We start from the raw sequence: 15,435 nt of genomic DNA on the forward strand, positions 1-15,435 counted from the left end.
ACGACGTGCCGGACGCAACGGCTGCGCTAAGACTTTTGCATGACGGACAGGAAGAAGGTACCTGTCAGAAATGATAGTTCCGACGAGCGGCAACCCAGAATCAAGCAATTTGATGCTGATATCGCGCAGGCACGGGGGACTGTGAAGCTTCACCCACAGGCGGATCGATGAGCGCCATCAGCCGTTGAATGGACACCAGATCCGGTCGCGCCCCGTGGCTCACCTGAACCTTTTGTTGAACCTTGTGTTTAACACCGGCGGCCGGGATCGGCGACAACTGTGCCGGCCGGCCATCGTAGATCAAGGCGTGATGAACCTGGCCGCTATCGAGGAAGAACCCGAGCAGGTTCAATGCCCCATCCGCCAGCGACGCGTTGATGACCACCAGGTCAAATGGCTCGCAGGCGTACTCGATCAGGGTCAGCATCTCCACAAGGCTTTGTACCGGGGCCACCCGGTAATAACCGAGCTGATTGAACAGCCGCTCGGTTTTCATCCGGTGAAAATGCTGTTCGTCGGCGATCAGGATACGCAAGGTTTTGTTGATCATCGCGTGCCTCCAGGTCAATCAATGACTGATGAGTGAGGCGGCAAGGCTACGCAAGACCGAGGAAGCGTTCTGTAGGACGTTTCCTAAAAACTGCGCCATTTATCCCTTCAGTACATGGCCCTCGGAACGGGTCGGGTTTCGCCGCGCTGTTGCAGCGCGGAGTTAATCAGGAGGGTTCAGGATTTCAAATTTGTGGTGTTTTTTCGGGCCTCTTCGCGAGCAAGCCCGCTCCCACATTAGTCCTGCGAACACAGGTCCCATGTGGGAGCGGGCTTGCTCGCGAAGGCGGCCTCACAGCCGCCACAAATCTCAGCTCGCTGTGGCCAACAACAAATCCATCACCGACCGCCCATGCCCACGCGACTTGCCATGGTCATACAGCGAGCCGGCAATTTCATCGGCGCGGATCGGCAGGATCGACAGCAAGGTGTCGCTCAAGCCGTGGCTGGCCTGGCAGAAGCCCTGCATGTAGATGCCGGCCTTGCAACGCTCGTCGGTGATCAGTTTGTAGTGGCGATCGACCTCGAAATCGCCTAGGTATTGCTCCAGCGGAGCCAGCAATTTGCGGTGCATCTGGCGCTCGTAACCGGTGGCCAGCACCACGGCGTCGTAATGGCGAACCGTGACTTCGCCGGTGGCATTGTTGCGCACCGTCAGCTCGATGCCGCGCTCGGTGGCGGTGGCTTTTTCGACGGTGGTCAGGGTACGGAACGCATGGCGCGCGATGCCCGAGACTTTCTGCCGGTAGAAGATGCCGTAGATGCGTTCGATCAGGTCGATGTCCACCACCGAATAGTTGGTGTTGTGGTACTCGTTGACCAGACGCTCGCGTTCGCTGCTGGCCTGCTGGAACACCAGGTCGGTGAACTCCGGCGAGAACACTTCGTTGACGAAGGGGCTGTCATCGGCCGGCTTCAGGGCCGAGCCACGCAGGATCATGTCCACCTGCACCGACGGGAAGCTGTCGTTCAGGTCGATGAAGGCTTCCGCCGCACTCTGCCCGCCGCCGATGATCGCAATGTTCATCGGTTGGTTGTTGACGCACGGCTGCCTGGCCATGCGCTCCAGGTACTGGGAATGATGGAACACCCGGCCGTCATCCTTCAGTGCCTTGAACGCTTCGGGAATGCGCGGTGTACCGCCGGCGCTGACCACTACCGAACGAGTGGTGCGCACATGCTGCTGACCTTGCGTATCACGCGAGATCACTCGCAGTGCTTCGACCTGCTGGTGGTGCAGCACTGGCTCGATGGCCAACACTTCCTCGCCATAGCGGCTCTGCTCGGTAAATTGCCCGGCGACCCAGCGCAGGTAGTCGTTGTACTCCATGCGGCACGGATAGAAGGTGCCAAGGTTGATGAAGTCCACCAGACGACCGTGGTGCTTGAGGTAATTGACGAAAGAATACGGGCTGGTCGGGTTACGCAGCGTCACCAGGTCCTTGAGGAAGGAAATCTGCAGTTCGCTCTGGGTGACCAGGGTGTTGCCGTGCCAGCGGTAGTCCGCCTGCTTGTCGAGAAACAGCACATCCAGCTCGCCCTGGCTCGGCCCGCGCTCTTGCAGGGCGATGGCCAGAGCCAGGTTCGAAGGGCCGAAACCGACGCCGATCAGGTCGTGAACGATGGGCGATGCAATTGCCTGTGTCATTTCCAGTGTCCTCTGGATGAACCCCGGACCAGCGGGGATAAAGCCTGGGTGACCTGACCAGCCTTGTGCGGCAGCAGATCGTCTGTTGAATAGGAACGAGGACAATGAAAAAAAATTTAACGAGGCCTGATTAAACGGTGCCGATCAATGGGCGTCCCACTGGCGCATGCGCACCCGACAATGCTTCATGGCATTGACGATGTGCTTTTCCACCAGCGCCCGGGAAATCCCCAGGTGCTCGGCGATTTGCGGGTGCGACAAGCCGTCGATCTTGCGCAAAAGAAAACTCTCGCGACACAGCTTTGGCAACTCCGCCAGTGCGCGCTGAAGCATGTCCAGGCGCTGGCCGTGATCAAGGCTGTTGTGGGGGGATGGCGTGAAGTAGCGTTCTTCGCTGTCGAGCACGTCCAGGGATTCGACCTGCCGCAAGGCATTGCGTCGGTGGTCGTCGATTACCAGATTGAGCGCGGTGCGATAAAGAAACGCCCGGGGTTGTTCGATCGGCGTGTCACTGGAACGCTCCAGCACCCGCAGATAAGCGTCATGCACCACATCTTCAGCCACCTGACGGTTGCCTAGCTTGGCGTTCAGGAAATACACCAGCTCGCGATAGTAGTTTTCCAACATGACTCCCAGTCCTTGAGCCAGATCTGCGCCATAAAAGAGATGGCGGCACGATGATGGCAGCGCGCAAGAGGCGTAATTTATAGTAATTCTCATATAGATTTAAAGCACTGGATCCATTTACTTGAGAAATAACCTCATTTGTCGTCCTGTAACGCCATGTATCAACGCTTAAATTCCCGTTCGGGGTTCTCGTTTACAGGACAGCTTCCCGTGTCTGTCGGTCCACCGACAGCGTTCAGCGGCGCCGGTCACTGCCGCGCACGCCGAGCGACGGGCCGATTTCTACCGGCTGGAACCCCGCATGAAACGTCCCCGCCCTACCCGACGCGCCCTGTTTGTTGCTCTGTGCCTGATCCCCGCCGCAGCCCTGGCCGCCTGGCAAGTGATCCCGCCGGGGCGTGAAAAACTTGCCACCGCCACCGTGACCCGCGCCGATATCGAAAACAGCGTGACCGCCCTCGGCACCCTGCAACCGCGACGTTACGTCGACGTCGGCGCCCAGGCGTCCGGGCAGATCCAGAAGATTCATGTCGAGGCCGGCGATCAAGTCAAGGAAGGCCAATTGCTGGTGGAGATCGATCCCTCGACCCAGAAAGCCAAACTCGACGCCGGGCGCTTTTCCATCGACAACCTCAAGGCCCAGTTGCAAGAGCAGCGCGCCCAGCACGATCTGGCGCAACAAAAGTATCAGCGCCAGCAGAACCTCAAGGCTGGCGGCGCGACCCGCGAAGAAGATGTGCAGACCGCCCGCGCCGAAGTCCGGGCGAGACAAGCGCGCATCGACATGTTCGAGGCGCAGATTCGTCAAGCCCAGGCAAGCTTGCGCAGCGATGAAGCAGAGCTCGGTTACACACGGATCTACGCGCCGATGTCCGGCACGGTGGTCGCCGTCGGTGCCCGGGAAGGCCAGACGCTCAATGCCCAACAACAGACGCCGCTGATATTGCGCATTGCAAGGTTGTCACCGATGACCGTATGGGCCGAGGTTTCCGAGGCCGATATCGGCCAGGTCAAACCCGGCATGACCGCCTGGTTCACCACCCTCAGCGGTGGCAGCCGGCGCTGGAGCAGTACCGTGCGGCAGATTTTGCCGGTGCCGCCGCGCCCGCTCGAACAGACGCAGGGCAGCCCCACCAGCGGTCGCAGCGGCAGCGAACGGGTGGTGCTTTATACCGTGCTGCTGGATGTCGACAACGCCGACAACGCCTTGATGACCGACATGACCGCCCAGGTATTTTTCGTCGCCCAGCAAGCGCAGAACGTGCTGACGGTGCCCACCGCCGCCCTGCAAAACGGCACCGCGGCGGATCGCCAGATCGCGCAAGTGGTGGCGGCCAACGGCGAAGTTCAGCGCCGCGAGGTTCGCACCGGGATCAGCGATCGGTTACGCACGCAGATTCTCGAGGGGCTGGCGGAAGGCGATCACGTGCTGAGCGCCCCGCTCACCGGCAGCGGAGGCTGAATGCAAACGCCCCTGATTGACCTGCGACAGATCCGCAAAGCCTACGGCGGTGGCGACAGCCCCGTGGTGGAAGTGCTGCGCGGCATCGACCTGTCGATCCATGCCGGCGAATTTGTCGCCATTGTCGGCGCTTCCGGCTCCGGCAAATCAACCCTGATGAACATCCTCGGCTGCCTCGACCGCCCCACCAGCGGCGACTACCTGTTCGCAGGGGAAAACGTCGCCGGCCTGGGCAGTGACGAACTGGCGTGGCTACGGCGCGAGGCCTTCGGCTTCGTGTTTCAGGGTTACCACCTGATCCCGTCCGGATCGGCCCAGGAAAACGTCGAAATGCCCGCCATTTATGCCGGCACCCCGGCGGACGAACGCCATGCCCGCGCAGCGGCCCTGCTCGATCGCCTCGGCCTGGGCTCGCGCACCGGCAACCGTCCGCATCAGCTTTCCGGTGGTCAGCAGCAACGGGTGTCGATCGCCCGGGCCTTGATGAACGGCGGCCACATCATTCTCGCCGACGAACCCACTGGCGCCCTCGACAGCCACAGCGGCGCCGAAGTCATGAGCCTGCTCGACGAACTGGCCAGTCAGGGGCACGTGGTGATCCTGATCACCCACGACCGCGAAGTGGCCAGGCGCGCCAACCGGGTCATCGAAATCCGCGACGGCCTGATTATCAGCGACACCGCCACCAATCCCTCGGCCGCCCCGCGCACGGCCCGTCCCGGCGCGCTGCAAGCCGTGGACCTGCGCCAGCGCCTGAGCGCCGGCAGCGAGCCCAATGGCGCCTGGAAAGGCGAACTGCTGGACGCGGTTCAGGCGGCGTGGCGCGTGATGTGGATCAACCGCTTCCGCACCGCGTTGACGCTGCTGGGGATTGTCATTGGCGTTGCGTCGGTGGTGGTGATGCTGGCGGTGGGCGAAGGCAGCAAGCGGCAGGTGATGGCGCAGATGGGCGCCTTCGGTTCCAACATCATTTACCTCAGCGGCGCCGCGCCCAATCCGCGTACGCCGCCCGGGATCATTACCCTCAACGACGTCGCCGCGCTCGCCAACCTGCCCCAGGTGCAGCGGATCATGCCGGTCAACGGCTCGACGGCCGGCGTGCGTTTCGGCAACGCCGACCACACCGCCTATGTGGGCGGCAACGACACTAACTTCCCGAGCATTTTCAATTGGCCGGTGGTTCAGGGTAGCTATTTCACCCAGGCCGATGAAGACAGTGCTGCCGCCGTTGCGGTGATCGGCCACAAGGTCAGGGAAAAGCTGTTCAAAGACCTGGCCGACCCGATTGGCCAGTACATCCTGATCGAAAACGTGCCGTTTCAGGTGCTCGGCGTGCTGGCCGAAAAAGGCTCCAGTTCCGGCGACTCCGACAGCGACAACCGCATCGCCGTGCCCTACTCGGCCGCCAGCGTGCGGCTGTTTGGCAGTCGCAATCCCGAGTATGTGGTGATCGCCGCCAAGGATGCGCGCAAGGTCAAGGAGGCCGAGCAGGCAATCGAACAAACGATGCTGCGCGAGCACAAGGGCAAGCGCGATTTCGAACTGACCAACAACGCCGCCATGATCCAGGCCGAGGCCCGCACCCAGGGCACGCTGTCATTGATGCTCGGTTCGATTGCAGCAATTTCGTTATTGGTTGGCGGCATCGGCGTCATGAACATCATGCTGATGACCGTGCGTGAACGCACCCGGGAAATCGGTATTCGCATGGCCACCGGCGCCCGTCAGCGCGACATCCTGCGCCAGTTTCTCACCGAGGCGGTCATGCTCTCGGTGGTCGGCGGTGTCGCCGGGATCGGTCTGGCGCTGCTGGTCGGTGGCGTATTGCTGCTGGGCAAAGTCGCGGTCGCGTTCCAGTTGTTCGCCGTGCTCGGCGCCTTCGGCTGCGCCCTGGTCACCGGTGTCATCTTCGGCTTCATGCCTGCCCGCAAGGCTGCCCGGCTCGATCCGGTCACAGCCCTTACCAGTGAATGATCGACCTATGAAAGTGCCCCTGACCCTTCTGGCCGCCAGCCTGTTACTGGCCGCCTGCAGCAACCCTGCGCCGCGCCCCGACAGCGGCCTGCAACCACCCGCCGCCTGGCAATCGCCGAACACCACCGCCGCTGCACACAGCAATCGGCAATGGTGGACGCAGTTCGGCAGCCCGCAACTCAATCGCCTGATCGAACAGGCCAGCGTGGGCAGCCACGACCTGGCCGCCGCCGTCGCCCGGGTGCGGCAGGCCCAGGCCAGCGCCACCATCGCCGGCGCCCCGCTGCTGCCCGAACTCAAGGCCGGCCTCAACGCCAATCGCCAACGCTTGCTGCACGGCAAGGGCTACAGTCAACTGGACGTCAGCCCTGATAATCGCTCGCTGAATTATTACGATGCGGAACTGAGCGCCAGTTACGAAATCGATTTCTGGGGCGGCAAACGGGCGGCCCGGGACAGTGCCCTGCTCGGCTTGCAGGCCAGCGAGTTCGATCGGGCCACCGTGGAGCTGACCTTGCAAAGCGGCGTGGCCAACAGCTACACCCAGGCCTTGTCGTTGCGTGAACAGCAACGGATCGCCGAGCTGAACCTGGCCAACGCCCAAAGCGTTTTGCGATTGGTGCAGACCCGCTACGACGCCGGCAGCACCACCGCGCTGGAACTGGCGCAGCAAAAAAGCCTGGTGGCCGAACAGCAACGCAAACTGCCGCTGGTGCAACAACAGGCACGGGAAGCGCGGATCACCCTCGCCGCCCTGCTCGGCCAACCGGTGCAGGCACTGACGCTGACGGAGCAGCCGTTCGATCAATTGCATTGGCCGCAGATTGCCAGCGGCGTGCCCAGTGAGTTGTTGAGCCGTCGCCCGGACATCGCCAGCGCCGAGGCCAAACTCGCCGCCGCCCGAGCCGATGTGACCGTCGCCCGCGCGGCGATGCTGCCCAAGCTGACGCTCACCGCCAGCCTGGGCACCGGCGCCGACCTGGCCTCGGATCTGTTGCGCACCACTTTCTACAACCTGTCCTCGGGGCTGGTAGCGCCGGTCTTCAACAATGGTCGCCTCAGTGCCGAGCGCGACAAGGCCACAGCGCGTCAACAGGAACTGCTGGAAACCTATCGCGGGGCAATCATCAATGGCTTCGCCGATGTGGAAAAAGCCCTCAACAGCATTCGCGGGCTGGACGAACAACGTCAGTGGCAAGGGGAGGAACTGAGCCAGGCACAGACCGCTTTCGACATCGCCCAGAGCCGTTACCAGGCCGGCGCCGAAGACCTGCTCACGGTGCTGCAAACCCAGCGCACGCTGTATGCCGCCCAGGATCTGAATGTGCAGCTGAGATTGTCGCGGTTACAGGCCAGTATTGCGCTGTACAAGGCGTTGGGTGGGGGGTGGCAAGCCCTGTAGAACAGCGTCGTTCTTGAGGCCGCCTTCGCGAGCAAGCCCGCTCCCACATTAGTCCTGCGAACACAGATCAAATGTGGGAGCGGGCTTGCTCGCGAAGAACGATAACGCGGTCTATCCGACTAAACCGGCCATCCCTTGACCTTCAAATGCCGCGCATACCACGGCCGTCGGGGCACTTTGCGCAACAGCTCGCTCATGTTGTCTTCATCGCCAAAGGTGATGCGCAACGCCAGCTTCATGGTTTCGGGGTCCATTTCCACCGAACGCCCCACCTGCAGACCCGGCGTAGTGCTGCAACCGTGGGTGTCCGGCCCGAGCCACGGATCGCCCACTTCCACCCAACGCCCCGGCGCAAACCACGGCACGCCGTTGACCTCCAGGCGGCTCAGTTCACCGGGGTGAAAACGTTCATGGGCGCGGAACCAGTCTTCGATGCGATCGTCGATCCAGCCGTGGAAACGCCAGAACACCGGGTTGACGTGGGACGAAAACGGATCGCCGAGAAAATCGTTTTCCGGGGCATACCAGCGCGCCGCGAAGTCGGCCTGATCCCGAGCCATCGGCACTGGTATCTCGTTGGACGGATCCCGCGCCACCGAGGCCCAGCGCATGTGCAGCCAGTCGTGCAGGCCCAGCTCGACCTCCGAGCCGAACTGGCCGAGGGTCAGTTTCGACAGGTAACGCGGATCCCGGTACTGCGACTCCCAGACCTGGAAGTTGCTGTGATAGGTCTCTGCGGCTTTGATATCGCTGACCCACTGGGTGTATTCGTCGTCGCCTTCGGTCAACCAGGTCGGCGGCAAGGCATTGCCATCGTGATTGTCGAAATAGCGCGCGAAGCCCTGGCGATCCCGCTCGAGTTCCGGTTGCGGCAGGGGGAACGCCGGCCATGAAGGCAAATCCTGCATGGACCGAGCGATGCCGAGCATGTGTCGGTGCATGAAGAAGAAATCGATGCCCGAACCGTTGCGGTCCTTGCGCGGCCCGCGAGCGTCACGTTCGTTGTCCCGTGGGCCGGGTTGCCAGCCGATGCCGCGCAACGCTTCGCGTTTTTTCTCCGAGAGCTTGTGCCATTTGTCCCGGGAAGCGTGCCAGAGCTGATGAAACAATCGATGTTCGGGGGACACCAGCCACGCCAGAAATGTCGGGTTGAGAGCAGTGCGCTCCCGCGCTTCGGGAAACCGGCGCTTGATAGCGATAAAGCGATTGTCGAGTTCGGGCAAACCCAACGGGCGATTCAGGCTCAGCACCTGGCCGCTGAACGTGCCGCTGCCGGCGTTGCCGAACGCTGCCCAGACCTCGTCGAGTTTGGCCTTGAACTCATACACCGGCGCCACCAGCGGGGCGTCAGTGCGCATCAACCGCCAGTACAGTTCGGCGCCATTGGCTGGCGCCAGATCGCCGATGACCTGATAGCACGGCTGGCCTTCCCCGCGCAGGTGAGTACCGGTGTCCAGGCAACCGCGCAACCCTCGCCCGCGATGAGCGATGTCGAGAAACAGCTCCAGCCCGTCCTGCGGCAAGCCCTCAAGCCCGGCATCGCTGCCGACAAAACGAATGTCCCAGATTCCGCGCAAGCTGTCGGCCAGTTGCTGCCCGGCGGTGCTCGCCAGGTCGACCGTGGCCTCCCCCGGCGTGATCGGTTCCTTTTCCCGGGTCAGCTCACGATGTGCATAAAAAGCGGCAGGCACCGCAGCGCTCGTGAGCGCCAGGCCCGCCATGAACCAGCGTCGAGAAATCGTCATTGCCCTACCTGTGTCAGCCTTGAAGCAGGCTTTATCCAAGCTAGAACGTTTGTTGTGGGGGGAAATTTAAGCGCACCAGACAGTCCCTTGTGGGGGGCTTTCTGTGGATAGAGGGCTTTCCTGTGGCGAGGGAGCTTGCTCCCGCTGGAGCGCGGAGCGGTCCTGATTTTTCTCAGACAGATCGCGTCTGCTGGATTGACGACTGCTTCGCAGCCGAGCGGGAGCAAGCTCCCTCGCCACAGGGAATCGCACAAGCCACTAATTTTTTCTGTTGGTCACTCGTTCTTCCCAGATAGCAAAGGCCCCTGCGCCTGCACTCAACGGCGAACCTGACTGAGATGGCGATGACAAAAACACATTCGAAAAAGGCCCTGTACCTCGGCCTGCCACTGGCCCTGGCCATCAGTGCCGGCGCAGGCTGGCTGGTCTGGGATTACGGGTTCAAGGACAATCCCGGCTACCCGGTCAAGGTCATGAAACAGGCCACCGAACTGCAGGGGCGGATCCTTTCCTTCGACAGCCACATCACCGTCCCCCTGAGTTTCGGCGCCCACGGCAACGAGGCCGACAAGGACGGTTCCGGCCAGTTCGATTTGATCAAGGCCAACCGCGGCCGACTGTCCGGCGCGGCCCTGACGGTCTTCGGCTGGCCGGAAATGTGGAACGGCCCGAACGCGCCGCACAGGCCCACCGACGGTTTTGTCGAAGAAGCGCGCAACCAGCAGGAAGTGCGCTACAAAATCATCTCCGGCCTGGTGCGCGATTTTCCCAATCAAGTCGGTATCGCCTACACCCCCGACGACTTCCGACGCCTGCACGGCGAAGGCAAGTTTGCGATTTTCATCAGCATGCTCAACGCCTACCCGCTAGGCAATGACCTGAGCAAACTGGACCTGTGGGCCGCTCGCGGCATGCGCATGTTCGGTTTCAGCTACATCGGCAACAACAGCTGGGCCGATTCGTCACGACCGCTGCCGTTTTTCAACGACTCCCCCGATGCCCTCGACGGGTTGTCGGACATCGGCAAACAGGCGGTGCAGCGCCTCAACGATCTGGGCGTGATCATTGATGTGTCGCAGATGTCGACCAAGGGCCTGGAGCAAGTGGCGCAACTGAGCCGCACACCGATGGTGGCCTCGCACTCGGCGCCACGGGCCTCGGTGGACATCCCGCGCAACCTCAGCGACAAGGAGCTGCAGCTGATCAAGAACAGCGGCGGCGTGGTGCAGGTGGTCGGTTTCTCGCAATACCTCAAACCGCTGACCCAAGGCACACAGGACAAACTCAACGCCCTGCGCACGCGTTTCGATTTGCCGCCATTGCCCAACCTGGCGATGGCATTGATGCCGGGCGACCCGATCATCACCGCCTGGTCCGAACAGAAGCTCGGTCAATACGCCAGCGGTCTGTATGCCATTCTCGAAGAAGAACCCAAGGCCACGCTCAAGGACCTCGGCGACGCCATTGATTACACCGTGCGCAAGGTCGGCATCGACCACGTCGGTATCGCTTCGGACTTCAACGATGGCGGCGGCATCAAGGGCTGGGAAAATGTCGGCGAAATCCGCAACGTCACCGCCGAATTGATCCAGCGCGGTTACTCCGAAGCCGATATTGGCAAGCTCTGGGGCGGTAACTTCCTGCGGGTCTGGGAACAGGTGCAAAAAGCCGCGAAGCCCACGCTGATTTCTCTCCAGGAACCTCTCAAGCCATGAGTGACCGTCGGACCTTTCTGAAACAGGCCGGAGTCCTCGCCGCTGGCCTGCCGTTGGGTGCCAGCCTCGGCCCCCAGGTCGCCGCCGCGCAGATGCAAACCCTGCCACGGGACAAATGGGCGCAATTGCGTCAGTTGTTCGACCAGGACCCGAACTACATCCACTTCGCCAACTTTCTGGTGACCTCCCACCCCAAACCCGTGCGCGAGGCCATCGCCCGTCACTGTGCCGCGCTGGACCTGAATCCCGGGCTGGCCATGGACTGGGACCTGGGCGTGACCCACCAGCGCGAAGAAAACGTACGGCTTTGGGCCGGTCGGTATTTGCAGGCCAAACCGACACAGATCGCCCTCACCGGCAGCACCACCGAAGGCCTGGCGATGATTTATGGCGGCGTGCAGGTGCGCCCCGATCAGGAAATCCTCACCACGGTTCACGAGCATTACTCCACGAACAACATCCTGAATTTTCGCAACCAGCGCGATGGCACCCGCGTGCGCAAGATTCAGTTGTTCGAGCAGCCACAGTCGATCTCGGCCGACCAAGTGCTGGATACCATCAACCGCAACATCCGTCCCGAGACCCGCGTGCTGGGCATGACCTGGGTGCACTCGGGCAGTGGCGTGAAGCTGCCGATCAGCGACATCGGCCGACTCGTCGATGAACACAATCGCCAGCGCGACGACCAGGACCGGATCATTTACGTGGTCGACGGCGTACACGGTTTCGGCGTCGAAGACCTGAGTTTCCCGGCGATGAACTGCGACTTCTTCATTGCCGGCACCCACAAATGGATGTTCGGCCCCCGCGGCACCGGCATCGTCTGCAGCCGCAGTGAAGAGCTGAAATACGTCAGCCCGAGCGTGCCGACCTTCTCCGAAGCCACGAGCTTTTCCACCATCATGTCCCCGGGTGGCTATCACGCGTTCGAACATCGCTGGGCCGTGGATGAAGCGTTCAAATTGCACCTGGAACTGGGCAAGGCCGACGTCCAGGCACGCATCCATCAGCTCAACAGCTACCTGAAACAGCGCTTGCTGGAACAGCCGGGCGTCGAGCTGGTCACCCCGGTCGATCCGAAGTTTTCGGCGGGGTTCAGCTTCTTCCGGGTCAAGGGGCAGGATTGCGATGCCGTGGCTGCCCACCTGGTTCAAAACCATATTGTCAGCGATGCAGTCAGCCGCGACGTCGGCCCGGTGATCCGCACCGCACCCGGCCTGCTCAATACCGAAGCCGAGGTGGACCGCTTCATCGACGTGCTGGGCAAAAAGCGCTCCGCGTGAACTCTCGCTCCCAGGCCAATGCAGTTCACTTGGAAAGTCTTGAGTCAGAGACCTGTGGCGAGCGAGCTTGCTCGCGCTTGAGTGCGTAGCGCTCACAAAAATCGGCAATGACTGGCAGATTTTTGGGGCCGCTGCGCAGCCCAGCGCGAGCAAGCTCGCTCGCCACAATGGTCGGCACGACTGATGAGTGAGCTACGAGGCACCGTTTTCCTTTAACCGAGACGACTTATGAATACGCCCCACCCACCTTCCGCCCTGCGAACCCTACCGGCCCTGGCACTGACCGCACTGCTCGCCGGCCTGCTGCCCGGTACGGCCCAGGCCGCGAACCCGCCCACCCCCGGTAAGGTGTTCAAGGACTGCAAGGACTGTCCGGAAATGGTCGTGCTGCCCGCCGGCCGCTATACCATGGGCACACCAGCGGATGAAGTCGGCCACCAGCCCGATGAAGGTCCGCTGCATGAAGTGACCTTCACTCGCCCCTTCGCCATCAGTCGCTTCCAGGTACTGGCCGGCGAATGGGACGCGTACGTGCGCGCCACCGGCAACACCCCCGCCGACTTCGATGATCGCCCGGGCCGTCGCTGCACGGCGGGCAAACCGAGCTTCAAACAGACCGCGCGCCACCCAGCCGTGTGCATGAACGTGGCCGAAGCCGAGGGTTACATTGCCTGGCTGTCGGAGAAAACCGGTCATGCCTATCGCATGCCCAGCGAGTCGATCCGTGAGTACGCCGCCCGCGCCGGCAGCACCGGGGCTTTCCCGTTTGCGTTCGATGAAGGCGCCGACTACCAGATCTCCAAAAACGCCAACACCTACGGCGCCGCCGACGGCTACAACTTCACCTCCCCGGCCGGCACCTTCCCGGCCAACGCCTTTGGCGTGTTCGACATGCACGGCAATGTTTATGAGTGGGTCGCCGACTGCTACCGCGAAGACTATGTCGGCGTGCCCAGCGACGGCAGCCCGTGGCTGGAGCAGAACTGCAAACGCCAGGTCATGCGCGGCAACGACTGGGGCGAAGCGCCGGTGTTTTCCCGCTCCGGCAATCGCAACAGCAGCCTGCCCACCAGCAGCGGCGACTGGCTGGGGTTTCGTGTAGTGCGTGAGCTCTGAATCCTTTGTGGTAAGGGCTTGCCCAGCTTTTTGTAGGAGCCAGGCTTGCCGGCGAAGGCGCTCTTAAGGACGCCTTCGCCGGCAAGCCTGGCTCCTACATGTGCGGCATTACCCTCCAATGCCGTTTAAATAAAATCCCCAACCATTCGTTTTCCTTAAGTACCGGCACTCCCTACGTGTCGAAAGGAATCCTCCATGACCAAGCCAACGCGTGGGGCGATCAACGAATTGTTCGCCCTGCTCAAGCCCTTCCGCCTGATTGTCTCTGTGTCCATCGTGCTTGGCATGATCGGTGGCCTGAGCGTCACCGTGTTGCTGGCGACCATCAACAATGCCCTGCACTCCGCTGACGGCCTGACCCGCACCGTGGTGATGATTTTCGCCGGGCTGTGCGTGCTGGCGCTGCTGACCTCGATTCTTTCCGACATCGGCACCAACTACGTCGGTCAGCACATCATCGCCAGGCTGCGCAAAGAGCTGGGGGAGAAAGTGCTGTCGGCGCCGATCGACCAGATCGAGCGCTACCGCAGCCACCGGCTGATCCCGGTGCTGACCCATGACGTGGACACCATCAGCGATTTCGCCTTCGCCTTCGCGCCATTGGCGATTTCCCTGACCGTGACCCTGGGTTGCCTCGGCTACCTGGCCATGCTGTCGTGGCCGATGTTTCTGATGATGCTGGTGGCCATCGCCATCGGCACCACCATCCAGGCCATCGCCCGGGCCAAGGGCATGCGCGGTTTCTACGCGGCGCGAGACTCCGAAGACGAGCTGCAAAAGCACTACAACGCCATCGCCGAAGGCGCCAAGGAACTGCGCATCCACCGCCCGCGGCGTCAGCGCATGTTCGTGTCCGGCATCCAGAAAACCGCCGAGAAAATCTGTGACACACAGATCCGCTCGATCAATACCTTCGTCATTGCCAAATCGTTCGGCTCGATGCTGTTCTTCGTGGTCATCGGCCTGGCACTGGCCCTGCAATCGTTCTGGCCCAGTGCCGACAAGGCCGTGATGAGCGGTTTTGTGTTGGTGCTGCTGTACATGAAGGGCCCGCTGGAACATTTGGTCAGCACCCTGCCGATCATCAGCCGTGCGCAGATTGCGTTTCGCCGGATCGCCGAGCTCAGCGAACAGTTTTCCTCCCCGGAACCGCACCTGCTGCTGGAGGATCAGGGCCACACACCCGGGCCGGTCCACAGTCTGGAACTGAGCAACGTGCGTTACGCTTTCCCGCCGGTGGAAGGCAGCGAGCCCTTCCGCCTCGGCCCGGTCAACCTGCGCATCGAGCAAGGCGACATCGTGTTCATCGTGGGTGAAAACGGCTGTGGCAAAACCACGCTGATCAAACTGTTGCTGGGTCTTTATGCGCCCACCGAAGGCGAGATCCGCGTGAACGACCAGCCGATCACCGCCCTCAATCGCGATGACTACCGGCAGAATTTCACCACGGTATTTGCCGACTATTACCTGTTCGATGACCTGATTCAGGGCGACCGACAAGTGCCGCAGGATGCCACGCGCTACCTCGAACGCCTGGAGATCGCACACAAGGTCAGCGTCCGCGACGGCGCGTTCAGCACCACCGATCTTTCCACCGGCCAACGCAAACGCCTGGCGCTGGTCAATGCCTGGCTCGAAGAACGGCCGGTGCTGGTGTTCGACGAATGGGCGGCCGATCAGGACCCGACCTTCCGCCGCATTTTCTACACCGAGCTGCTGCCCGACCTGAAGCGCCTGGGCAAGACCATCATCGTCATCTCCCACGATGACCGCTATTTCGATGTGGCCGATCAACTGGTGCGCATGGAGGCCGGCAAGGTTAAAAGCGAACTGCAACCCGCCTGACCGTGTAGGAGCCAGGCTTGCCGGCGAAGGCGTCCTTGAAAGTGCCTTCGCCGGCAAGTCGGATCGCCG

The 15,435-nt window shown here is 62.0% G+C and carries 11 protein-coding genes; 7 read left to right on the forward strand and 4 right to left on the reverse strand.

The features are described 5' to 3' along the window. Positions 1 to 100 precede the first annotated feature (100 nt). The 3 genes from ACIPLA_RS17445 to ACIPLA_RS17455 all read right to left on the reverse strand — a co-directional run bounded on the left by ACIPLA_RS17445 (position 101) and on the right by ACIPLA_RS17455 (position 2,824). Positions 101 to 550, reverse strand: coding sequence for a response regulator (locus ACIPLA_RS17445; RefSeq protein WP_401174523.1), 450 nt, complete (start codon positions 548 to 550; stop codon positions 101 to 103). Between the two features lie 309 nt (positions 551 to 859). Next, on the reverse strand, positions 860 to 2,197 hold the full coding sequence (locus tag ACIPLA_RS17450) for a lysine N(6)-hydroxylase/L-ornithine N(5)-oxygenase family protein (RefSeq protein WP_218399055.1): 1,338 nt from the start codon (positions 2,195 to 2,197) through the stop codon (positions 860 to 862). 144 nt (positions 2,198 to 2,341) lie between these two features. After that, on the reverse strand, positions 2,342 to 2,824 hold the full coding sequence (locus ACIPLA_RS17455; RefSeq protein WP_192343244.1) for a sigma-70 family RNA polymerase sigma factor: 483 nt from the start codon (positions 2,822 to 2,824) through the stop codon (positions 2,342 to 2,344). 301 nt (positions 2,825 to 3,125) lie between these two features. Between ACIPLA_RS17455 and ACIPLA_RS17460 the strand changes: the two genes are divergently transcribed. From ACIPLA_RS17460 to ACIPLA_RS17470, 3 genes are read left to right on the forward strand one after another with little or no spacing between them, the layout of a single operon-like run. Continuing rightward, positions 3,126 to 4,286, forward strand: coding sequence for an efflux RND transporter periplasmic adaptor subunit (locus ACIPLA_RS17460; RefSeq protein WP_401174527.1), 1,161 nt, complete (start codon positions 3,126 to 3,128; stop codon positions 4,284 to 4,286). Continuing rightward, positions 4,287 to 6,260, forward strand: coding sequence for a MacB family efflux pump subunit (locus ACIPLA_RS17465; protein ID WP_401174530.1), 1,974 nt, complete (start codon positions 4,287 to 4,289; stop codon positions 6,258 to 6,260). 7 nt (positions 6,261 to 6,267) lie between these two features. Further along, positions 6,268 to 7,662, forward strand: a complete 1,395-nt coding sequence (locus ACIPLA_RS17470) for an efflux transporter outer membrane subunit (protein WP_401174533.1) — start codon at positions 6,268 to 6,270, stop codon at positions 7,660 to 7,662. A gap of 119 nt (positions 7,663 to 7,781) precedes the next feature. On the opposite strand, the gene ACIPLA_RS17475 is transcribed toward ACIPLA_RS17470, so the two are convergent. After that, complete coding sequence (locus ACIPLA_RS17475) at positions 7,782 to 9,407, reverse strand: PvdJ/PvdD/PvdP-like protein (protein WP_401174536.1); 1,626 nt, start codon at positions 9,405 to 9,407, stop codon at positions 7,782 to 7,784. Between the two features lie 344 nt (positions 9,408 to 9,751). On the opposite strand from ACIPLA_RS17475, the gene pvdM reads away from it, so the two are divergent. The 4 genes from pvdM to ACIPLA_RS17495 all read left to right on the forward strand — a co-directional run bounded on the left by pvdM (position 9,752) and on the right by ACIPLA_RS17495 (position 15,366). Then, the gene (gene pvdM, locus ACIPLA_RS17480) at positions 9,752 to 11,122 is read left to right on the forward strand and encodes a pyoverdine-tailoring dipeptidase-like protein PvdM (protein WP_401174539.1); all 1,371 of its coding nucleotides are present in this window, start codon (positions 9,752 to 9,754) and stop codon (positions 11,120 to 11,122) included. After that, the gene (locus tag ACIPLA_RS17485; RefSeq protein ID WP_401174542.1) at positions 11,119 to 12,405 is read left to right on the forward strand and encodes an aminotransferase class V-fold PLP-dependent enzyme; all 1,287 of its coding nucleotides are present in this window, start codon (positions 11,119 to 11,121) and stop codon (positions 12,403 to 12,405) included. Before pvdM ends, ACIPLA_RS17485 begins: the two co-directional genes overlap by 4 nt. Positions 12,406 to 12,633: 228 nt before the next feature. Beyond that, positions 12,634 to 13,521: a formylglycine-generating enzyme family protein gene (locus ACIPLA_RS17490; RefSeq protein WP_401174545.1), complete on the forward strand. Its 888-nt coding sequence runs from the start codon at positions 12,634 to 12,636 to the stop codon at positions 13,519 to 13,521. Positions 13,522 to 13,716: 195 nt separating this feature from the next. Further along, complete coding sequence (locus ACIPLA_RS17495) at positions 13,717 to 15,366, forward strand: cyclic peptide export ABC transporter (RefSeq protein WP_401174548.1); 1,650 nt, start codon at positions 13,717 to 13,719, stop codon at positions 15,364 to 15,366. The last annotated feature ends 69 nt before the right edge of the window (positions 15,367 to 15,435 follow it).

Source organism: Pseudomonas sp. NPDC086112, assembly GCF_044746425.1.
Lineage (GTDB): Bacteria > Pseudomonadota > Gammaproteobacteria > Pseudomonadales > Pseudomonadaceae > Aquipseudomonas.